The organism is Amycolatopsis orientalis DSM 40040 = KCTC 9412 (assembly GCF_000478275.1).
Taxonomy (GTDB): Bacteria; Actinomycetota; Actinomycetes; order Mycobacteriales; family Pseudonocardiaceae; genus Amycolatopsis; species Amycolatopsis orientalis.
Genome location: NZ_ASJB01000028.1, coordinates 171,937 through 192,136, shown reverse-complemented (window position 1 = coordinate 192,136; position 20,200 = coordinate 171,937). Strand labels below are relative to the sequence as shown.

21 protein-coding genes are annotated in these 20,200 nt (G+C 70.1%); 11 read left to right on the top strand and 10 right to left on the bottom strand.

The annotated features are described in order from the left end of the window. Positions 1–52: 52 nt before the first annotated feature. The 3 genes from L324_RS07355 to L324_RS07345 are packed head-to-tail and all read right to left on the bottom strand — an operon-like array spanning position 53 to position 3,089. Positions 53–1,267 (bottom strand): metal-dependent hydrolase family protein, encoded by a 1,215-nt coding sequence (locus L324_RS07355; protein ID WP_037305252.1) that lies wholly within the window; start codon positions 1,265–1,267, stop codon positions 53–55. Continuing rightward, positions 1,264–1,701, bottom strand: coding sequence for a GAF domain-containing protein (locus L324_RS07350; protein ID WP_037305251.1), 438 nt, complete (start codon positions 1,699–1,701; stop codon positions 1,264–1,266). Before L324_RS07350 ends, L324_RS07355 begins: the two co-directional genes overlap by 4 nt. Then, positions 1,698–3,089, bottom strand: coding sequence for an MFS transporter (locus tag L324_RS07345; protein WP_037305250.1), 1,392 nt, complete (start codon positions 3,087–3,089; stop codon positions 1,698–1,700). The genes L324_RS07350 and L324_RS07345 overlap by 4 nt, the downstream gene beginning before the upstream one ends. A gap of 135 nt (positions 3,090–3,224) precedes the next feature. Here L324_RS07345 and L324_RS07340 point away from each other — a divergent pair, with 135 nt between their 5' ends. The 4 genes from L324_RS07340 (at position 3,225) to L324_RS07330 (ending at position 5,938) form a co-directional block, all read left to right on the top strand. Continuing rightward, complete coding sequence (locus tag L324_RS07340) at positions 3,225–4,151, top strand: MurR/RpiR family transcriptional regulator (protein ID WP_037305248.1); 927 nt, start codon at positions 3,225–3,227, stop codon at positions 4,149–4,151. Continuing rightward, positions 4,148–4,399 carry a hypothetical protein gene (locus L324_RS42965; RefSeq protein ID WP_152546722.1) on the top strand — a complete coding sequence of 84 codons (252 nt, stop codon included), beginning with the start codon at positions 4,148–4,150 and terminating at the stop codon, positions 4,397–4,399. The genes L324_RS07340 and L324_RS42965 overlap by 4 nt, the downstream gene beginning before the upstream one ends. Before the next feature lie 95 nt (positions 4,400–4,494). After that, the gene (locus L324_RS07335) at positions 4,495–4,800 is read left to right on the top strand and encodes a hypothetical protein (RefSeq protein ID WP_037305247.1); all 306 of its coding nucleotides are present in this window, start codon (positions 4,495–4,497) and stop codon (positions 4,798–4,800) included. Beyond that, the gene (locus L324_RS07330) at positions 4,793–5,938 is read left to right on the top strand and encodes a VanZ family protein (RefSeq protein ID WP_037305245.1); all 1,146 of its coding nucleotides are present in this window, start codon (positions 4,793–4,795) and stop codon (positions 5,936–5,938) included. Before L324_RS07335 ends, L324_RS07330 begins: the two co-directional genes overlap by 8 nt. Here L324_RS07330 and L324_RS07325 read toward each other — a convergent pair. Further along, a complete protein-coding gene (locus L324_RS07325) occupies positions 5,867–6,556 on the bottom strand; it encodes an SDR family oxidoreductase (protein ID WP_235783432.1) in 690 nt (229 codons plus the stop codon). The two genes, L324_RS07330 and L324_RS07325, sit on opposite strands and share 72 nt — an antisense overlap. A gap of 91 nt (positions 6,557–6,647) precedes the next feature. Between L324_RS07325 and L324_RS07320 the strand changes: the two genes are divergently transcribed. Beyond that, the gene (locus L324_RS07320) at positions 6,648–7,541 is read left to right on the top strand and encodes a LysR family transcriptional regulator (RefSeq protein ID WP_037305242.1); all 894 of its coding nucleotides are present in this window, start codon (positions 6,648–6,650) and stop codon (positions 7,539–7,541) included. 102 nt (positions 7,542–7,643) lie between these two features. Then, positions 7,644–8,030, top strand: a complete 387-nt coding sequence (locus L324_RS07315; RefSeq protein ID WP_037305463.1) for a hypothetical protein — start codon at positions 7,644–7,646, stop codon at positions 8,028–8,030. A gap of 39 nt (positions 8,031–8,069) precedes the next feature. Here L324_RS07315 and L324_RS07310 read toward each other — a convergent pair whose 3' ends face one another. Beyond that, the gene (locus L324_RS07310) at positions 8,070–9,164 is read right to left on the bottom strand and encodes a S1 family peptidase (RefSeq protein ID WP_037305462.1); all 1,095 of its coding nucleotides are present in this window, start codon (positions 9,162–9,164) and stop codon (positions 8,070–8,072) included. 424 nt (positions 9,165–9,588) lie between these two features. Beyond that, the gene (locus tag L324_RS40825) at positions 9,589–10,200 is read right to left on the bottom strand and encodes a helix-turn-helix domain-containing protein (protein WP_081736226.1); all 612 of its coding nucleotides are present in this window, start codon (positions 10,198–10,200) and stop codon (positions 9,589–9,591) included. A 148-nt stretch (positions 10,201–10,348) separates the two neighbouring features. Between L324_RS40825 and L324_RS07300 the strand changes: the two genes are divergently transcribed. Next, complete coding sequence (locus L324_RS07300; RefSeq protein ID WP_037305240.1) at positions 10,349–11,230, top strand: FG-GAP-like repeat-containing protein; 882 nt, start codon at positions 10,349–10,351, stop codon at positions 11,228–11,230. Positions 11,231–11,333: 103 nt separating this feature from the next. On the opposite strand, the gene L324_RS07295 is transcribed toward L324_RS07300, so the two are convergent. The 4 genes from L324_RS07295 to L324_RS07280 all read right to left on the bottom strand — a co-directional run bounded on the left by L324_RS07295 (position 11,334) and on the right by L324_RS07280 (position 15,692). Continuing rightward, positions 11,334–12,305, bottom strand: a complete 972-nt coding sequence (locus L324_RS07295) for a PDR/VanB family oxidoreductase (protein ID WP_037305238.1) — start codon at positions 12,303–12,305, stop codon at positions 11,334–11,336. A gap of 27 nt (positions 12,306–12,332) precedes the next feature. Beyond that, positions 12,333–13,403, bottom strand: coding sequence for a Rieske 2Fe-2S domain-containing protein (locus L324_RS07290; protein ID WP_037305237.1), 1,071 nt, complete (start codon positions 13,401–13,403; stop codon positions 12,333–12,335). A 120-nt stretch (positions 13,404–13,523) separates the two neighbouring features. Beyond that, complete coding sequence (locus L324_RS07285) at positions 13,524–14,288, bottom strand: IclR family transcriptional regulator (protein WP_081736225.1); 765 nt, start codon at positions 14,286–14,288, stop codon at positions 13,524–13,526. A gap of 24 nt (positions 14,289–14,312) precedes the next feature. Then, positions 14,313–15,692, bottom strand: coding sequence for an MFS transporter (locus L324_RS07280; protein WP_037305236.1), 1,380 nt, complete (start codon positions 15,690–15,692; stop codon positions 14,313–14,315). A 100-nt stretch (positions 15,693–15,792) separates the two neighbouring features. Between L324_RS07280 and bluB the strand changes: the two genes are divergently transcribed. The 4 genes from bluB to L324_RS42700 all read left to right on the top strand — a co-directional run bounded on the left by bluB (position 15,793) and on the right by L324_RS42700 (position 20,191). Further along, positions 15,793–16,446 carry a 5,6-dimethylbenzimidazole synthase gene (gene bluB, locus L324_RS07275; RefSeq protein WP_037305235.1) on the top strand — a complete coding sequence of 218 codons (654 nt, stop codon included), beginning with the start codon at positions 15,793–15,795 and terminating at the stop codon, positions 16,444–16,446. Positions 16,447–16,539: 93 nt separating this feature from the next. Then, positions 16,540–17,433, top strand: coding sequence for a LysR family transcriptional regulator (locus L324_RS07270; protein WP_051173722.1), 894 nt, complete (start codon positions 16,540–16,542; stop codon positions 17,431–17,433). 108 nt (positions 17,434–17,541) lie between these two features. Beyond that, on the top strand, positions 17,542–18,072 hold the full coding sequence (locus L324_RS07265) for a hypothetical protein (protein WP_037305232.1): 531 nt from the start codon (positions 17,542–17,544) through the stop codon (positions 18,070–18,072). 7 nt (positions 18,073–18,079) lie between these two features. Then, positions 18,080–20,191: an Ig-like domain-containing protein gene (locus tag L324_RS42700; protein WP_037305231.1), complete on the top strand. Its 2,112-nt coding sequence runs from the start codon at positions 18,080–18,082 to the stop codon at positions 20,189–20,191. The last annotated feature ends 9 nt before the right edge of the window (positions 20,192–20,200 follow it).

Below are 20,200 nucleotides of genomic sequence, written 5' to 3'. Positions count from 1 at the left end.
TCTGGTTGCGGTAGTTGCGGGCGCAAGCATCGCAACCAGAGGACGAAACGCGTCAGGGGGAGACCACCGTCCCGCCCTGGACGACGTACCGGAACGCCGTCGGCTCGGCCAGGACGCCGATGTCCTCCAGCGGGTCGCGGTCCACGACGAGCAGATCCGCGTGCGCGCCGGGGGCGAGCGTGCCGATCTCGCCGGTCAGGTTCAGCAGATCCGCGGCGGTCGACGTCGCCGACCGGATGACGTCCAGGGCGGGCTGCACCTCGCCGCGCAGGCGGAATTCGTGGTTCTGGTGCCGGTGCATCCCGCCGAGGAGATCGCTGCCGTACACCAGTTTCACCCCGCCCCGCGCGGCGCGTTCCAGCGCGGCCATACCCGCGCCGAGCACCTCGTCCACCTTGCGCCAGCTGGATTCCGGCAGCCCGTGCTCGCGCCCCTCCTCCTTCAACGCCCAGTACGTGACCAGGGTGGGCACGAGATACGCGTCGTGGCGGAGGAACAGCTCGACACTCAGGTCGTCGATCAGGTTGCCGTGCTCGATCGACCGCACGCCCAGCTCCAGCGCCCTGTTCACGGCGCGGGCGGTGTAGGCGTGCGCCGCGACATAGCGGTTGGCCGACTCCGCCTCCTCGACGATCGCGCGCAGTTCGTCGGCGGAGTACTGCGTCGAGTCGATCCGGTCGGTGGGGGAGGCGACGCCGCCGGAGGCCATCACCTTGATGTGGTGCGCCCCCTTGCGGAGTTCGTCGCGCGCCGCCGCACGGACCGCGTCGACTCCGTCGGCCACCCGGCCGAGGCCCGCGCAGCACGGATGGTCGTCGCTGGCGTTGGCGCCGCGGGTCCGGCTGTCGCCGTGCCCGCCGGTCTGGCTGAGCGCGCGCCCGCAGAACAGCAGCCGCGGCCCCCGGAACAGCCCCTCGGCCTGCGCGTCGGCGAGGCCGTAGTCGGCACCGGAGGCATCGCGGACCGTGGTGAAGCCCCGGTCCAGCATCCGGCTCATGGTGCGGGCGCTGTGCGCGGCCACATAGGACGGTGACGACGCCGGGAGCGACCCCAGATCCGCGGTCGACGCGGTCACGTGGACGTGGGCGTCGATGAGGCCGGGCAGGACGAACGCGCCCCGCAGGTCCAGCGTCCGGACGTCGCCGGCGGTGAGCCCCGTCCCGACCTCGACGACGCGGCCGTCCTCGCACCGGAGGTCCCCCTCGGTGTACTCGCCCGTGACCGGGTCGAGCAGGCGGGCGTCGCGCAGCAGCAGTGAGCCGGTCATCGGGTCTCCAGGAGTTCGCGCAGGGCCGGGACGGCCAACGGTGCCAGGGATCGGGCCGCTTCGACGGAAGCGTCGTCGTAGCTGCCTTCGGCGTCGAGGATGTTGAGGACGCCGAGGGTGCGGCCGTCGTCCACCACCGGCACGTTGATCACCGCGCCGCAGCCCAGCCGGTCGATGAGTTCGTGGTCGGCGAAGATCTCCCGCACCGCCGCGCTGTCCGGGCCGAAGTAGGGTTCCTGTCCGGTGATGCACCGGTCCAGCCAGCCCGCGGCCACCTCGACGGTCTTCTCGCCGCCCACCGGGTACTCCGCCGGGTGGCTGCTGTGCACCCGGCGCAGCGCCTGCCGTTCGGGCACCCACGCCAGCACGGTGAACAAGCGCACGCCGATGGTGGCGCGGGTCTTGTCCTCCACAGTGGACAGTGACACGGTCACTTGGTCATCTCCTTCGCGGTCTTCACGGGCGCGCCGTGTTCGGTGAGTTCTTCCAGTGAGCGGCCGGCGGTGGACAGGCCGAACACGACCACGCACACCACCCCGGCCGCCAGGACGGCGGTGGTGAGGCCGAAGACACCGGCGAACCCGAGGCTCGCGGCGGACAGGCCGATGATCGTCGGGGCCAGGATGCTGCCGACCCGGCCGAACGCGCTGGACAGCCCGGTCCCGCTGGCGCGGATCCAGGTCGGGAACACCTCGGGGGTGTAGGAGTACACGCCGGCGTAGGTGCCGTTGAGGAAGAACGACAGCACCGCTCCGGCGAGGGTGATCGACCACGGCGCGTCCATCTGGCTCAGCCAGAACGCGCTTACCGCCGAACCCGCCAGGTACAGCGCGATGGTGTGCTTGCGGTCGAGCCGTTCGGAGAGCCAGGCGGCGGAGAAGTATCCGGGGATCTGCGCCAGGTAGATGATGATCGAGAACTCGAAGCTCTTGGTCACCGTGATCCCCCGCTCGACGAGCAGCGTCGGGATCCAGGAGAAGAAACCGTAGTAGGAGAAGGTGATCACGAACCAGACGGTCCAGATCACCGCGGTACGGCGGGCCATCGCCGGGCTCCAGAGGAACTTGAGCGCGCTGAGGAGGTTGACCTTGGGCGTCTCCGTCGCGGGCTGGGCGTCGGTCTCGGCGACCGCCGGAAGTGCTTGTCCCGTCGCCTTTTCGACGTCCCGCTCAAGCTTGGAGACGATCTTCTCGGCCTCCGCGTGCCGCCCGTTGGCGACGAGGAACCTCGGTGACTCCGGCAGGGACCGGCGCCACCACAGCAGCATCACGATCGGCAGCGCGGTGATCAGCTGGGCGACCCGCCAGCCCTCCGGCACGGTGGGGACGACGAACCGCCCGAGCAGCGCGGCGGCCACGAACCCGAAGGAGAAGAACCCGGCGAGCGCGCCGACGAACCAGCCGCGCCGCTTGGCGGGCACGAACTCGGACAGGAACGGCGCGATGATCGCGCTTTCGGCGCCCGCGCCCGCTCCGGCCAGCACCCGGGCGCCCAGGAAGACCTCGTAGTCGGGGGAGAAGGCGGCGAGCACCGAGAACACCGCGTAGAAGGCCAGCGCGTACATCATGACCTTCTTGCGGCCGATGCGGTCGCCCAGCAGGCCGGCGGCGATCGCGCCGAAGAGGAAACCGAACGGCGTCGCGGAACCGATCAGCCCGAGCTGCCCGTTGTCGAGGCCCCAGGCCGCTTTCGCGCTCGGCAGGAGGAAGGCGACCACGGCGGAGTCCATCCCGTCGAAGGTGTAGCCGAGTCCGCCGATGAGCAGGAGTTTGTAGTGGGGACGGCTCAACGGGAGCCGGTCCAGCCTGGCCAGAAGCGTCATGGGGAACGCCTTCCGTGGTTCGGGCGACGAGGAGTGCGGACAACGTATACTGCGTTTCGTCAAAACTGCAATGCTTGTTGCAAGTGGTTCTCCGGGCACGATGCGTTACCGTGACGCGATCGAGGGAGGGTGTGCGTGACAGAGACGGCGGCCGACGACGGTTTCGAGGCGTGGCTTCGGGAACGGACACCGGAACGCGGGCTGCGGCCGAAATCGGCGGCCGTGCTCGAAGTGCTGGTCTCCCAGCCTCGCCGGGCGTCGTTCGGCTCGACGGCCGAGCTCGCGCAGCTCGCCGGGGTCAACGTCGCCACCGTGACCCGGACCGCGCAGGCGCTGGGGTTCGCCGGGTGGCCCGCGCTGCAACAGGAACTGCGCGCGCGGTACCTGTCGTCGCTGAGCGCGCCGCAGGTCGCCGAGGAACACCGTGACGTCGATTCGCCGGGCTCGGCGTCGCTGCGCCGGGACCTCGACAGCCTCGCTCTGCTCAACCGGCGGTTCGACGAGGACGAGATCCGCAACGTCGCCGAGGCCGTCGCCGCCGCGCGCCGCACGGTCGTCATCGCCGACGGCAGCTACGCCGCCGTCGGGATCGCCTTCGCGCACAACGCGCGGCTCGCCGGTTACGACGTCCACGCCATCACCGCGGGCGACGCCGAACTCGCCAACGCCACGGCGAAACTCACCGATGAGGACGTGCTCATCGCGATCAGTTTCTGGCGGCTGTACGAAAGTACGGTGCTCGCCGCGAACGAGGCCAAGGCCAGGGGGGCCCGCGCCTTCGCCATCACCGACGCGGCCAGCCCTGCGCTCGCGGGGGCCGTGGAGCAGGTGCTGATGGTGCCTGCCGAGGGGGTCACCTTCTTCCCGTCGCTGACCGCGGGAATGAGCCTGGTGCAGGCCATCGTCGCGCAACTGGCCGCCGTCGACCCGGTCCGGACCGGTGAATCCATCGAGGCGGCCGAAGCGATGTGGTCGCGGTTCGATCTGCTGCACCGCCGTCCCGGGTCGGCCGAAAGGCCGGTGCCGAAAAGGCCGACCGGTCGAGGTGTACCCGCCGGATGACCGATCCGCCGCACCCCACCGGGGAGCGATCCTGGTTCCAGGCCGCCGGAACAGACGGCGCCAGGAACGAGGAGGCCGCAATGACGATCATCGAGACCCTGGGTGCTTACGCCGGGTTCGCCCTTCTGGTGCTGATGGCGGTGACCCCGCTGCTGGTCGAACTCGATCAGCGCTTCCCGGCTGTCCGCCGGGCGAAGGTGGCCGAACGGGAACACCGGATGCCCGCCGGCAGCCTCGCTTCGGCGTGACGCAGAGCACAGAGTGCGCGTGTGACTACCTCACGTGAGTGATTCCCGCTCCACCGATTCGTAACTTTGTGTCGCGTTATGAAACGCTGAGTGACGTGACCGCGGATCTCTGCTCCAGCTCCCATCCCGCCGACGCCTTCGCGGAATTCCGCCGCAACGTCGACGAACTGACCCAGGCGTTCATCGACGCCTGCCGTCAAGGCCGCAGTCCCGGCGACGCCACCCTCGACCTGTTGCAGCGTGTCCACCGGGAAGACCGCAACTGGGTCGTCGTCCATCTGACCTTCGCCATCGCCGCGCTCGCCCATCAGCGCGCCCTCGCCCCGGCCGACGCCGTCACCCGGCCAGGTGGCGTGACGGGTGCCCCGGAGCGAGCGTTGTTAGCTTCCGCGAGTGACTGATCCGACCGTCTCCGCGGTCATCGCGGTGTTCGCGGGTTTCGTGCTCGCGGGCCTCCTGGCCATCCCGTACATCGCGGCGAGTTACCGGCGCCGCGGCGAACTCGGGCTCTGGCGGGTCCTTCTGGTGTTCGGCTTCCTGGTCTACGCCATGTCCTTGTGGACGTACACCCTGCTGCCCATCCCGCGGATGACGGCGACGTGGTGCGCTGAGCACGCGGCGAGTCATCTGCAGCTGCGCCCCTTCCAGTTCCTCGCCGACATCCGCCGCGAGCAGGTCGGCGGCGGCCTGCGGGCGTTCCTGCGCAACCCCGCGGTCCAGCAGGCGGTGTTCAACGTCGCCCTGTTCGTGCCGCTGGGGATGTTCGCGCGGCACCTCTTCCGGCGGGGTTTCCCGGCCACCGTCGCGATCGGGTTCGCCGTCTCGCTGTTCATCGAGTGCACCCAGCTGACCGGGGTCTGGTTCCTGTTCGACTGCCCGTACCGGCTGGCCGACGTCGACGACCTGCTGACCAACACCCTCGGTGCCGCGGTCGGCTTCGGGCTCGCCCCCTTGCTGCGCCTGCTGCCGGGGAACGAGCCGTCCGCGCCGCCGGGGATCCCGCGACCGGTCACCGCGCGCCGTCGTCTGCTCGGGATGGCCGTCGACGTCGTCTCGGTCGTCCTGCTCGGCACCACCATCGGGATCGTGACGACGGTGCTGGTGGGCGAACCGGGCACCGTGGTCACCGCACTGGTCGGCACCCTGTTGCCCGCGGTGCTCCTGCTGTTCGCCGTCCCGCTCGCGGGCGACGGCGCCAGCTTCGGCCAGCGGGTCGTGTTGTTGCGTCCCGTCGGGCCATCCGGCGGGAAGCCCGCCGGGTGGCGGATGATCGTGCGTTTCCTCGCCGGCTCCGGCGGCTATTTCACCTTGCTCACCCTGGCTTCCACGGTCAACGGCGGATTCGAGCCGCTGGCGAACCTGCTGTTCTTCGCCAGCGGCGTCCTCGCGATCCGGCCTCAAGACCACCAGGGACTGTCCGGTCTCCTCGCGGGCTTGCGGGTGGTCGACGCACGGTCGATCGGCACCTCAGACCAGCCGGCCGCCCCCGTCGACGTGCACGGTGCTCCCGGTCAGGAAGGGATTGGCCAGCGTCAGTAGCGCGGCCGAGGCGATATCGGCGGGCCGCCCGACCCGGCGGGCGGGATTACGCGCGGCGGTGTCGGCGAAGAAGGCGTCCCGGTCCGCTCCGAGCCGGTCCCACGATCCGGAGTCGACGATGCCCGGCGACAGCGCGTTGACCCGCACCGGCGCGAGTTCCACGGCGAGCGCTTCGGCGAGGTGACCGACGGCGCCGTTCGTCGTGGCCATCACGGAGAGGCCGGGCGCCGGCCGCCAGGCCGCGAAGCCGGAGAACAGCAGGATCGAACCGCCGTCGCGGGCGGCGGGCGCGAAATGCTTCGCGAGCAGCAGCGGCCCGATCACCTTGGCGTCGAAGGCGCTGGTGATCGCTTCCCGTGCCAACGCGGTCACCGGGCCGTTGGCGTGGTTCGCGGCCAGTGACACCAGGTGATCCCAGGAACCGACCTGCGCGGCGAGCGCGCGGATCGAGTCCTCGTCGCCCAGGTCGACCCGGGCGGTGGTCACCCCCGACAGGTCGAGGGTGCGCGGTTCGCGCCCTGCCAGCACCACGGTGGCGCCCGCCTCGGCCGCGTCGGCGGCCAGCCGCCTGGCGATGCCCGAGCCGCCGCCGATGATGACCATCTTCTTGTCCCGCATCGTGAATGTCATATCCACGTCAGCGCGGCGGGGGCCGCGAACAATCCCGTCGCGATATGAAGGTTTTCGCGTCTACCGATAGATTTGGCGAATGCCTACGTTGCGCTCGCTCGAGTGCCTGGTCGCCGTCCTCGACGCCGGTTCGGTGACGGAAGCGGCCGCTCGGCTGCATCTGTCGCAGCCCGCGTTGTCGCATCAGCTGGCCGCGCTGGAGAAGGAGATCGGGACGCCGTTGCTCGAACGGCTTCCGCGCGGGGTCCGCCCCACCACCGCCGGACGCGCGGTCGCCGCGGACGCGCGCGCCGCGCTCGCCGCCGCGGACCGGGTCGTGGCCACCGGCCGGGCGGTGGCGGACGGGTCCGACGGACTGTTGCGCGTCGCGTGTGCCGAGTCGATGACCGTCGCCCTCCTCGCGCCGGTGCTCCGGGTCTGGCGGCGGCGCCGTCCCGCGCTGGGGATCGCGCTCACCGAACTGTCCAGTGCCGACGAGCTCGCCGGGCTGGTCGAATCCGGGCTGGCCGATCTCGCGATCTGCCCCCGGCCGACCCGCTGGACCGGGCCCGCCGAGCTGATCGGCCGGGAGGAGATCGTCGTCGCGGCGGCGAAGAACCACGAGCTGCCCGGCGAGGTCCCCTTCGCGCGCCTCGCCGCCGAACCGGTCGTGCATTACCACCCGGACAACGGTTTGAGCGGCTGGCTCGACGCGGTCGCGGCCGAACACGGCGTCACGCTGAGCGCGACCACCCGCACCCGCAGTACCACCACCGCCGCCCAGCTCGCCGCCGCGGGCCTCGGCGTCGCGCTCGTCCCGGCCACCGCGTTGTCCGGGTCGTTCCCCGGAAGCCTGCGGCGGCTCGACCCGCCGCTGAGCCGCGACGTCGTCCTCCTCACCCTCACCCCGAACGATCCACTCGTCCATCGCTTCGGCGCCGATCTCCTTCGCCGGGGGATCCCTGTGCCGTCCGCAGTGGCCGCTTCGTCGTGAGGCCCGCCATGACCCGATCGGGTCTATCCCGCCGTTCGCGCGAGTCATTCCGGCCGGTCGCGGGCACCGGCGGGAACACTCCCCGCGGTGGACGTGGAGTCGATGGATGACGTGGCCGACTGCCTGCTCTCGGTGGCGTGGAACCTTTTCCCGCTGATGGGCAGGCCGCCCGCGCGGCCGGGGAACCGGCCCGAGGAGATCCGGTCCTTCCTCGTCGACGCCTGCCACGACGCCGGGATGCGTGCCCGTGAATGGGCGGCCGCGCGCGGAGCGGGGTCCGAACAGGACCGCCGTCCCTTCCTGCGGCTCGCCGAGGTCGCGGTGGACACGGATCTGTTCCTGAGCATGGTTTCCGGCACGCTGGTCGCCGACGACGAGCGGGTCCGCCGTCGGTGGGCCGAGATCGAGGTGCTGGTCCGCGAGGCCTGTGACCTCGCCGGGGAGGTCACGGAGTTCCTCGGCAGGCAGACCGCGGCCTCCTGCCCGTGACGGCGGGGCGGCCGGGCATTCGGCCGCCCCGCCGGGGGATCAGTCCTTTTCGAGCGTCAGGTCGTAGCGGTTCAGCACCTCCTTGACGGGCTGGAAGAAGGTGGTGCCGCCGTCCTGGCAGTCACCCGAACCGCCCGAAGTCATTCCCTGTGCCTGCACCAGCTTCGTGCCGGAACCCGCGGTGGGGCGGCTGACGAACGAACCGCCGGAGTCGCCCGGTTCGGCGCAGGCGTCGGTCTGGGTGAGGCCCTTGACGATGTTCCCGTTGCCGTAGTTCACGGTCTGGTCCAGGGCTTCGACCCGCCCGCACTGCCAGTGGGTGGTGATCCCGGACCGGCAGATCCGGCCACCGACCCCGACCACGTCGGCGCCTTCGATCCGCACGTCCGAACCGTCCCCGTACCGGTCGACGCGGGGCGGGGTCGAGACGTCCGAATGCGTCACCTTGACGGTCCCGTAGTCGTTGCCGGGGAAGGACGATCTCGCGACGTTGCCGATCGTTCCGCCGACGCCGCGTACCGTGCCGCCGAGTTCGGTGCAGTGTCCCGCGGTGATCACGTAGTGGTCGTCATCGTCGTAGGCGTTGAACCCGACGGAACAGGCGCCGCCGTTGAAGTAGAGACCCTGCCCGCCGATCACCGCCCACAGCGGCCGTGGCGCGCTCTTCACGTGGTCCACCCGGACCGGGACCCCGGCGGCCGCCGCCCAGGCCCGCCCGGCGGGGTCGCCGCCCACCACGTTGACCACGACCTCGTTCGCGGGCGTGTCGACGTACCAGCCGGCGACCGAAGCGGGCAGGTCACCGGTTCTACCGTCCAATATGGACTGGATGCGCTTCAGTTCGGCGACGCTGTGCCGCATCACCTTCGGCACCGCGCCCGCGGCGCGGATCCGGGCGGAACCGCCCGCGTCCGTAGTGCCGACGACCAGCGTGCCGGTCGTCGTGTCCAGCCAGGAGCCGGCGAACGAGGCGCCGAGCGAGCCACCGAGGTGCTCTCGTGCGGCGGCCAGCGCGGCCGTGCCCGCCGCTTCGTTCAGCGCCGGTGCCGCGGCCGAGGCCGGTGCCGCGAAGGCGGTGACGGCCGCGGCGGCGCCGACCAGGGCGGTCATGATGCGCAAGGGACGTCGGATCACGAAAACCTCCATGGATTGCGGAATTCGGTGCGGGATGTGTACTGGAGAGGTGCTCCTCATTCGACGTTACGACAAAGGGATACCCGCCGATTCCGCCATTGGAGTAGCGCCGACGATTCGCCTTTCCGGCTCAGTGGCGGCGGCGTTCTCGGGAATTGCTCACTCTTGTGAGTGGAGGTTGCCCGATTTACCGTCCCCGATTCGTCGATCGAAACACGACACTCCGCGACACTCGTACGGCCATTCGGGAAACCCGGGTTCGCCGGAGAAAAGAGTGGATCACCTGATGGTGTCCCCGTCGAACCCGTTCGTCCGAATCGGTCACGATCCAGGGACGGGCTGAAGGGGCCCTTCACCGCATCTGACGCGGTGAAGGGCGCTTTCCCCGCGTCGCATGCGAGGAAAGCGCCCTTCAGCCCTCCTTTCAAGGGCCCGCCACGGACTGGGGTACCAGTGCCGTGCCGAGGGAGCGGGCGGTGTGGGCGACGGCCTCGGTCAGCGCGGTGGACGAGCGAGGCGCGGCGGCCGCGATCGAACCGACCGTCTCGCCGGGCGGCACTCTGATGGGCGCTTCGGTGACGACGAGACCGTGCGCGGCCTGCCAGCCAGGGGAGAAGCGGCCGATGTGCTGCGGCACGGTGGATCCGGGCCGCAGAAGGAGTTCGTGCTCCGGACGGGTGAGACTGGCCGCGGCGATGAGGATATGACCGTCACAGGGCACCGCGAGGACCGAACTCGCACGCGTGGCCGCGGCCAGCCGCGGAAGGCGGTTGCCGGCGAGTTCCAGCAGCCGCGGGTAGGGCTGCCACGATTGGCCGAGCCGGAATGCGCGCACGCCGACGCGATAGCGGTTCTCGCTGCGGTGGACAACCTCCAGCTCGGTCAATTGCTCGAGTAGCCGGTGTGCCGTCGATTTAGGTAATGAGCAGGAATTCGCCAGCTGGGTCAATCCTGCTTCACCTTGATGTCGTACCAAGGCATCCAATAGGGTGAAGGCGCCTTCGAGTACGCTTCTCGGTCTTTTCCTGGTGTCCATTGAAATCCCCTCGCACGGTCCACTGGACGGAACCCTTGCTGACAATGGCGGGTTTTCGGTGCCAGACTGCGGGCCTCCCGGTTCTTATCCTCGGTCAAGACGGCCGAACTGGGAAGAGTGCGTCCATCGAACGGAAAGGTTCCGGCAAATGCGAAGAACCATTCGGCTGGGGACGGCGATGGCGGGCCTGCTCGCGGGTCTGATCGTCATGCCGCCGGTCGCGAACGCGGACGACGGTGACGTCGGGATCACCGCCTCGCCCGCGTCGCAGAAACCCGCTGCGGACTTCGACGGCGACGGTTTCGCCGACAAGGCGGTGTGGCGCCCGGGCAACGGCGTCTGGTACGTGATCCGCAGCAGCAACGGCAGTGTGGTCACGCAGCAATGGGGTGTCTCGGGTGACGTACCGGTGGCCGCGGACTACGACGGCGACCACCGGGCGGACTTCGCCGTGTGGCGTCCGAGCAACGGCGTCTGGTACATCATCCAGAGCAGCACCGGCGCGGTGGTGACCCAGCAGTGGGGGACGCCCGGCGACGTTCCGCTGACCGGCGATTTCAACGGCGACGGCCGCTCGGATTTCACCGTGTGGCGCCCGTCCAACGGGACCTGGTACGTGCTCGGAATCGCCACTGTGCAGTGGGGTACGGCCGGCGACGTGCCGGTGGCGGGTGATTTCAACGCGGACGGACGCGCCGATTTCACGGTGTGGCGCCCCAGCGACGGTGTTTGGTACGTGCGGGGAATCGCGACCCAGCAATGGGGCACCGCGGGCGACATTCCGGTGGCGGGCGACTTCAACGCCGACGGACGCGCCGACTTCGCCGTCTGGCGCCCTGGCAACGGCGTCTGGTACGTACTCGGTATCGCGACCCAGCAATGGGGTGTCGCGGGAGATGTTCCCCTGGCCGGCAATTTCGGCGGCGACCCGCGGGCGGACTTCGTGGTGTGGCGCCCGTCCAACGGGACCTGGTACGGGCTCAACCTGTTCACCACCCAATGGGGGACGTCGGGCGACATCCCGGTCTGAGCAGTAAGGGCGCGCCTCACCAGGTGCTCTTGGTCGTGAGTGGTAATGACGGTTAGAACCGTCATTACCACTCACGACTCCCGGGAGGCGGTGATCGGCGCGGTCAGAGGTCGAGGACCAGGCGGGGCGTGCGCGAGCGGGATACGCAGATCATCATCGTGTCGCCCGCGTCCTGTTCCTCGTCGGTGAGCAGCGAGTCGCGGTGATCCGGCGTTCCGGACAGCACCGGCGTCTCACACGTGCCGCAGGTGCCTTCCCGGCACGAGGACAGCACGGACACCCCGGATTCCTCGACAACGTCGAGGATCGAGCGGCCTGCGGGAACCTCGAGGACCGTGCCGGTCCGCGCCAGCTCGACCTCGAAGGCCGCGCGGGGACCGGCGTCGGCGCCCTCCTTCGGCGCGAAGCGTTTGACGTGCAGGGACCCGGACGGTCGTTCCGCGCACAGTCCTTCGACAGCGGTGAGGAGGCCTTCCGGTCCGCAGCAGTAGATCGCGGTGTCGGCGTCGGTCTCGTCCTCGGCGAGCAGGCCGGGCAGGTCGAGCAGTCCACACTCGTCCTGAGGCTGGATCTCGACATGACCGGGGTAGCGCGCTTCGAGTTCTTCGCGGAAGGCCATGGAGGAGCGGGTCCGGCCGCCGTAGACGAGGCGCCAGTCGCCGCCGGACGCGGCCACCCGCTCGATCATCGGCAGGATCGGCGTGATCCCTATCCCGCCTGCGATGAACAGGAAGCTTTTGGCCTCCACCAACGGGAAATGGTTGCGGGGACCGCGGACCCGGAGCCGTCGTCCTTCGGGAAGGTCGTCGTGCACATACCGCGATCCGCCGCGGCCGTCCGCCTCGCGGAGCACGGCCACTTGAAGCACCGACGAATCCCGCGGATCGCCGCACAGCGAGTACTGGCGGGTGAGTCCGTCGTCGAGGACGAGGTCGAGGTGCGCGCCCGGTGCCCAGCCAGGCAGCGGGAGCCCGTCCGGATGCCGCAAGGTCAGCCGGACGACGTCGTCGGCGAGCGTTTCCTTGCGGTCGAGCACCAGGTCGAGTTCGTCTTCGGTGTGGGGTGCGGTCTTCATCGGGAACGTCCGCTTTCCGGTGTCGTGTCATGCCCGGCGGGATGGCGTGGCCGTGGGGTGCCGCTCCGGCGCCACCATGCGCTGGAGCATCCGCCTCGCCGCGAGTCCACCGGTGTCGATGTTGATCGACAGCTCCTGATAGCCCTCGGCCTCGTTCGCGATGACCTTCTCCAGGACATCGAGCGCCACGACGTCCTGGAGCACCACGGTGCGGTTGTTCTCCGCGAGGAATTCCGACACCTCGTCGTCGCCGAGCGCGAAGTCGCGGGCGACGGCCCAGAAATCGTGGGTGCTGTGCTCGGCCTCCGGGGTGATCGCGTACACCACCTCGACGTGGAAGGCGTCCGGGTCGCTCCCGTCGGGGCGGGGGACCGAACCGGGCGCCGCGATGCGGCTGTGCAGCTTGTACAGGCACGGCGGGGTGTACTCGATGTCCTGCCAGCGCGCGATCCTGCCCCGCAGCCCGGTCGATTTCGCGTAGAACGGCGGGCATTCGGCGTCGTCCATATGGCGCGAGACGGAGACGATCCCGGCGTCCTCGTCGACCTCCGTCGTGATCGGCGTCGCGGCCACCTCGGGGGTGCCGATGTACCCGCCGTGCAAGTACGTCTCGTGCGACAGGTCGAGGAGATTGTCGACCAGCAGCGAATAGCGCGCCTTCAGCGGCTCCATGCCGCGAACCGTGGTGTAGTCCGGCGAAGCGAGATAAGGCGCTCGCGGGATGCGAGAGGTGTCCGCCTTGGCCGGGTCGCCGATGAAGACCCAGATCAGGGAATCCTGCTCGGCCAGGGGATACGACCGCAGCCGGGCGGTGCGCGGGACGCGGTGCTGGCCCGGCACGAAGACGCAGTTGCCGTCGGTGCCGTAGGTGAACCCGTGGTAGCCGCAGATCACCTGATCGTCCACGAGCCGGGAAGGGGCCTGCGAAAGCGGGAAACGCCGGTGCACACAGCGATCCGACATCGCCGTGACCTCGCCGGCGCGGGTGCGCCAGAAGAGGATGGGCTCACCACAGATCGTGCGGGAGAACAGCTCTTGCCCGATCTCGGAGCCGTACGCGGCGACGTACCACTGGTCCCGCGGGATGGTGGTGGTCATGGTCGATGTCCCCTCGTCCTTGAGGTCGGCCGGAAACTGTGACCCAGCCTGAGGGGAACGACCGGGCGCGCCGAACAGGCTTTCCAAAAGATGGAAGACTTTCGCCGAGAGGCGGCGCGGTCAGATCGGCGGGTGCAGGGCCCGGGAGATCGCCCGCGCGCTGGTGCGCACCAGCGGTGCCAGCGTGTGCGGCCGGGTGCCGCCGTGGTGGACGACGAGGGACACCGCGGCGACGACGTGTCCACGGCCGTCGTCGATCGGCGCGGCGACCGAGAGGGCGTCCATGGTGACCTGCCGGTCGCTGACCGCGAAACCGTTGGCACGGACGTCGGCGAGCATCCGCCGCAGGTCCGCCGGATCGGTGACGGTCCGGCGGGTGTAGCGCTCGATCGGGCCGCCGAGGACCTCGTCCTGTACCTCCGCGGGGGCGTGCGCGAGCAGGACCAGGCCGACACCCGTCGCGGTGAGCGCGAACCGGCCGCCGACCCGGGTGAGCACGGGCACCGCCCCGGAACCGGCGATACGTTCGATGAAGACGACCTCGGCGCCCTCCCGCACGGCGAGTTGCACGTTCTCCTTGGTGATCTGGGAAAGGTCTTCGAGGAAAGGCAGGGCGCGCTCCCGCAGGCCCTGCCCGCGTGGTGCCAGCGCGCCGACCTCCCAGAGCCGGAGGCCGATCCGGAACAGCCCGTCCTCGCCCCGTTCGACCGCTCCCCACGCGCTCAGCTCGGTGAGCAGACGGTGCACAGTGGACAGTGGCAGCTCCGACCGGCGGGCGATCTCACTGAGGCTGAGCGTCGGCCGCCGCGCGCTGAACGCGTCCAGCACCCGGAACGCGCGACCGATCACGGAGCCCGTGGGGCCGGGGCGGCGACCTTTCGGCATCGTTGCTCACCCGTCCTCGCTCGGTCAGGGGGCGGATCGGCCGGTCGCGATGACGAGCCCGCTGCCGACAAGGGCGGGGAGCGCCCACAGCGCGGCGGCGACGTAGCCGTCCTGGGTGGGGAACATACTTCCACCCGGTGTGGCGGCGGCGAGCAGGAAGCCGGCGAGCGCGCTCCCGACGCTCATCCCGATGCTGCGGGCGATCTGGTTGATCGAGAGCACGCTGGCCGTTTCCCCTTGGGGCACAACGGGAAGCACGAGCTTCGGCATCACCGCGAAGACACCCCCGACGGCGAAGCCGAGCAGCGAGATCGCGGAGAGGGTGGCGAGAAGGGACCGGTTGCCGACGGCGAACAGCAGTGCGGCGGCGACGGCGATCATGATCGCGAGCGCGTACGTCCAGCGTTCGGTGACGCGGGCGATGAGCCGCGGAATCGCCCTCCCCGCGACGAAGCCGAGCACGGAGAACGGGATCAGGGCGGCACCCGCGGCGACACCGGGGAGCGCGAATCCATAGCGGGCGACGGCGGGCGTCTGCACATAACGGGTGAACACGCTGAACAGCAGATACAGCCCCGCCCCGGCCACGAGCACCGCGAGGTTCGCCCGCAGGACCGGGCCGTGGCCGAGCAGCCGGAGGTCCACCAGCGGCGCCTTGGCGCGCAGTTCGATGAACGCCCATACGGCCAGGACCACGGCGGACCCGGCGAGGACGCCGCACGCGGGCCACACCGCCGCCCAGATGCCGGGTTCGGCGATGACCAGGAGGAGCCCGAGGGTGCCCACGGCCAGCAGCAGCGCTCCGGTGACGTCGATCCGCGGCACCTCGCCGGGCGCCTCGGCGGGCAGCGTCCGCCAGGCGATGACCAGCGCCACGCCCGACAGCAGGAAGCCGAGCCCGTACGCGGCGCGCAGGCCCGCGAGCTGGTCGAGAAGGCTGATCGCCGGGTAGCCGAACCCGATGCCGACCGTCGACGCGACCGACAGCGTGGCGATCGTCGAGGCCGAGCGATCGGGCGGCAGATGTGCGCGGGCGACACTCATCAACAGCGCCCCGCCCGCGACCGCGAGCCCCTGCAGGGCGCGGCCGATCAGCAACGCCGCGAAGGGGAGGGGGAGCACCGTCAGCAGTCCGCCCACCATGACCAGGGCCAGCGTGGCGAGGATCGTGACGCGGCGGTACGGGCCGCTGCCCAGCCTGCCGAGAACCGGGCCCGCGATCGCGCCGCTGAACAGGGTCACCGTCAAGGTCCACTGCGCGGCGTCGAGCGAGACGTCCATTCCGGTGGCGACCGGGGTGATGAGGGGCGCCCCGACGCTGCCGATCACCGCTCCCGCCAGCGCCGTGCAGATCAGGGCGGTGCTCAGCCGTCCCGAGACGTCGCTCCTCGTCCGTTCCGCCATACCGGTAAGTTACCAGTTACTAACTACTAAGTAGATGTGATCTCGATCCAGCGGAGCGTCCGGCCGAGGCAATCCCGGCCTGCCGGGGCACGATCTAGCCATGACGAGTGAGACAGGCAAGCCTTCGCTGTACGAGACCATCTTCCGGCGCCGGGACACGAGGGGTGAATTCACCGGAGAGCAGATCCCGGCGGAGGTCCTGCGCCGCGTGCTGAGCGCCGCGCACGCGGCACCGAGTGTCGGCCTGTCGCAGCCCTGGGATTTCATCGTGGTGTCCGATATGGACGTTCGTAAGAGGTTTCGGGAACACGTGCTGGACGAGCGCGAGGTATTCGAAGGTCGGCTGGACGCCGAACGAGCACGGGTTTTCGCGCCGATCAAGATCGAAGGAATCGTGGATTCTTCGGTGGGCATCGTGGTCGGCTACGACCCGTCACGCGGTGCGCCCGGGGTACTGGGCAGGCACTCGATCGCCGACGCCGGTTTGTACTCGGTGTGCCTTGCCATTCAGAATCTTTGGCTGGCGGCGACCGCCGAAGGACTCGGTGTCGGCTGGGTCAGCTTTTACCGCGAAGAATTCCTGCGCGACTTGGTCGGTATGCCGGAAAACATCCGCCCGGTGGCGTGGTTGTGCCTCGGACCGGTGCGAGAGCTGCCGAGCGTCCCCGATCTGGAACGGCACGGCTGGCGGGAACGGCTCCCGCTCGACGCCGTACTGCATTACGAAAAATACTCACCGGCCGAACTTTCCTGACGGCTTCATCCTCCTGGGCGTGTCCTCGCGCGGCCTCGATGCGGAATCGTTGACGCGTCCGCGGAAACGCGGGCGGAACGCGGGAGGGGATTCATGGAGCTGCGTCATTTCCGGTATTTCACGGCCGTCGCCGAACAGGGTGGGTTCACCAAGGCCGCGGCCATGCTGTACGTCTCCCAGCCGACCTTGAGTCAGCAGATCCGCGCGCTGGAGCGGGAACTCGGCGTGCCGTTGTTGCTGCGCGCCCCGGACGGGGTCCGGATGACCGCCGCCGGAGAGGTCTTCTACGGGCACGCCGAGGCGGTGCTGCGGATGGTGGACGAGGCCGCCCGCGCGACGAGACGCGCCGCGGCCGAGCCGAGCGTGCTGCGGATCGGGTGGAGCCCGCCGATCCCGCACGCGGTGCACGTGCCGATCGCGAGCGCGTTCTCGGCGGCGTACCCGCATGTGCGGCTGACGTGGCAGGAGACCACCCTGCCCGATCCGGAACGCCCGCTGCTCGACGACGAGGTCGACGTCTCGCTGGTGCGGCTGCCCGTGGACGCCGAGCGCGTGCTGTGGGAACCCATCATCGACGAGCCCTGCGGCCTGGCGGTGCCGGTCGGGCACCCGTTGTGGGAACTCGATTCCGTCGACGTCGCCGACGTGCTCGAGGAACCGATGCCGAACGTGGGGGACGCGGTACCCGAGTCCATGAAACGGTGGTGGCTGATGCCCGAAGCGCGCAACGGCGAGTATCCGAAGGCGGTGGGCGAGCCGGTCACCACGGTGACGGAGCTGGCGCTGTCCGTCGTCCTGAACGAGGTGGTCTGCCCGGCCCCGTACCTGTACGTCAAGACGGCCGCCGTGCACGGATTCCGTGCCCTGGAGCTGCGCGACGGTCCCTGCTCGTCCACCGGTGTCGCCCGGCGGCGGGACGACCGCCGCGCGCTGCCCCGGTTGTTCTGCGAGCTGGCGGCCCAGGTCGCGGCGGAGCTGCCGCTATAGCCCCGGCCGATCGGCGCATAGTCACCACGACTTCGACGTGACCGGGTGCGTGGCCCGATTCTCGGAGTACACCGAGGAAACGGACGTCACGACGGGAGTTCACCGACCATGACCGGAATCCGGTCCACCGGCCTGATCGCGGCCGGTGTGGCCACCCTCGCGCTGTGCCTGGCGACGCCGGCTCAGGCGGGCACGGAGCTGTCCCAGAGGCTGTGCCAGAACAACCAGATCGGCTCCATCCGCGACACGGCCCTGACGATCGTGGACGGCCGGCCGGTGAGCTTCGGCTACCAGGACCGGACGGTCATCGGACCGGGCATCCCGCTCCAGGACGGGGATGTCGTGCGGATCCGGGCGAGCGGGTCGATCAAGATCGACTCCTGGCCGTGGGGCCCGTCCTTCTCCCCGGCGGGCCATCCGACCGAGCGGACGAGGACGTTCTGGGGCGGGATCTCGGCGCCGACGTACGGCCTCTACGGGTTCTTCAACTCGACCGGGGCCGCGTTCCCGGCCGGGACCGACAGCGGGTGCGTGGTCTACCGCGGCCCGCAGACCTGGCTGTGGCTGGCGCAGAACGACGACCGGACCGTCGACAACAGCGGGCGGTGGGACCTCACCGTCCGGATCTGGAACTTCTGACGCGCCCATGAAACGCGCCCTGGTGCTGCTCGTCACCGGGCTGGGCGTCTTCCTGACCCTGGCCGCGGCGCCGCCGTCCGCGGTGGACGACAACTTCGTCTTCTCCAGTGGCCAGGCGGTCAACGGCTGGTTCACGGTCGACGTCCTGGCCAACGACACCCCGCGCGGTACGGAGGTCCGTGCGGTCGAGCTGGTGTCCGGCCCGACCGACGGCGTGGTCGAGCCGACGACGCGGCCGGTCGGGTTCCGCTGGCGAAGGGGATCTTCACTGACCGCGCGCTGGAGTTACCGGATCGTCGACACGGCGGGGAACCGGAGCGCCACCGCGGCCGTGTCGGTGGGGGTGCGGCTCGGTCCGCATCCGCGGGACGACGGCTACCAGGCGACCTCGGGGGTGCTGCTGAAGGTGCCCGCGCCCGGTGTGCTGACCGGGGACACCCATCCCGCGGGGGAGCCGATGACGGCGGAAGCCAAGGCGGGCAACGGTTTCACCGCACGAGGTGGCCGGGTCGTCCTGCGGCGGGACGGCTCCTTCGACTACGCGCCACCGTCCGGCTTCACCGGAACGGACTCGTTCGGTTATCGGGCGGTGGACCCGCAGAACGACGCGGCCGAGGCGACCGTCAGCATCGTCGTCCGGCCGAAGACGGACACGATCACGCCGCAGCCCACGCCTTCGCCCGGCGGCGACCGGCCATCGGGAAAACCCGAGGTCACCGTGCACCTGCACGGCTATCCGGCGGCTTGCCGCTCCGGTCTGATCAGCATCGGGGGCAGGAGACTGGAGACCTGGCTGGACGAAGCACGGCAGGGGCGCGGGGGAGCGGCCGGCTGGGAGCTCATCGACCTGCACGCGTTCATCCCGTCCGGGCTGCCCGGCGGCGTCCGCGCCGTGGAGTTCCGCTGCGCCGGGACCACTCATCCCGCCGGGACGATGAGGCTGCCCGCCGCGCCCGGCCTGACCACCTTCGAGCTGACCTGGAAGGCGGCCCCGGCCCCCACGGCGTCCACCCGGCCGGCCACGGCGACGGCCACGGAGACGGCCGGCCCCCCGCCGCCACTCCCGCGGCCGCCCCCGCCCGGCCTTCCCGACATCCCCACCCCGAGGGAGGTCCCGACCGATCTGCGTTCCCTGGCGGTGAGCGTGGCGGAATCGGCGGCGATCATCGCGATCGTGCTGTTGCTGGAGACGGCGTTCCCGGCGGACCGGGTCAACAAGATCATCGAACTGCTGCGGACTCCCGCGGTTCGGCAACGGCTGGACGCGGCCGTCCCGCGCGTTCCCGGCTGGGTGCGGACTCTCGGCTACGCCGCGCTCGGCGGGACTTTGCTGGTCTGGGCCGACCCGGAGATGGGCCCCGGCACGGCGGACTGGGGTGTCGTCCTGCTGAAGGCGGCGGTGGGGGCCATGTCCCTGCTCCTGGTCGTCGCCGCGTACGAGAAACCCAAGGACATCCTGCTCACCGCGAGCCGTGGCCGGGGGTACGTCCGGGCGATCTGGTTCGGATTCCTCGTCGCCGCGCTCATGGCCACGCTGTCCCGTGTCCTGGGCTCGCCCGTGCCCTACGTGTACGGACTGGTCGTCACGTTCGTGGCGGTGAGAAGCGTGCCGAAGACCGCCGTGCAAGGACGTGCGACGCTGGGTGGCGGGATCGCCGTCCTCGTGACCGCCATCGGGTTTTGGGTGGCTTTCGCGCCCGTCGTCGCCGCCGGGCGGGAGGCCGAGCTGAAGTCACCGGCCTACGAGGGCGCCTTCGCGATCTGTGTCGTGCTGGCCGCGGGTGTCCAGGTCGTCGTCTTCGGACTGCTCCCGATCAAGCCGCTGGACGGATACGCGCTGAAGGCCTGGAGCAAAGTCGCGTGGTGGGCGCTGTACGCGCCCGCGGTCTTCGTCTACGTCCACGTGGTCCTGCACAGCGTGCATCCCGCCGTCGACGAGAAACCCGCCGGAGTGAAGATCCTTGTGGCGTCAGCCCTGTTCGTACTGGCGGGTGTTGCGAGCTTCCTTCTTCGTCAGCGCGACGATGCCGATGATCCCGGTGACGACGAGCGCGGCGAATACGAACAGCGCGGCCAGCATGTACACAAGGCGGAAGCCGAAGGTGTCCGAGATCAGTGAGCCGAGGAC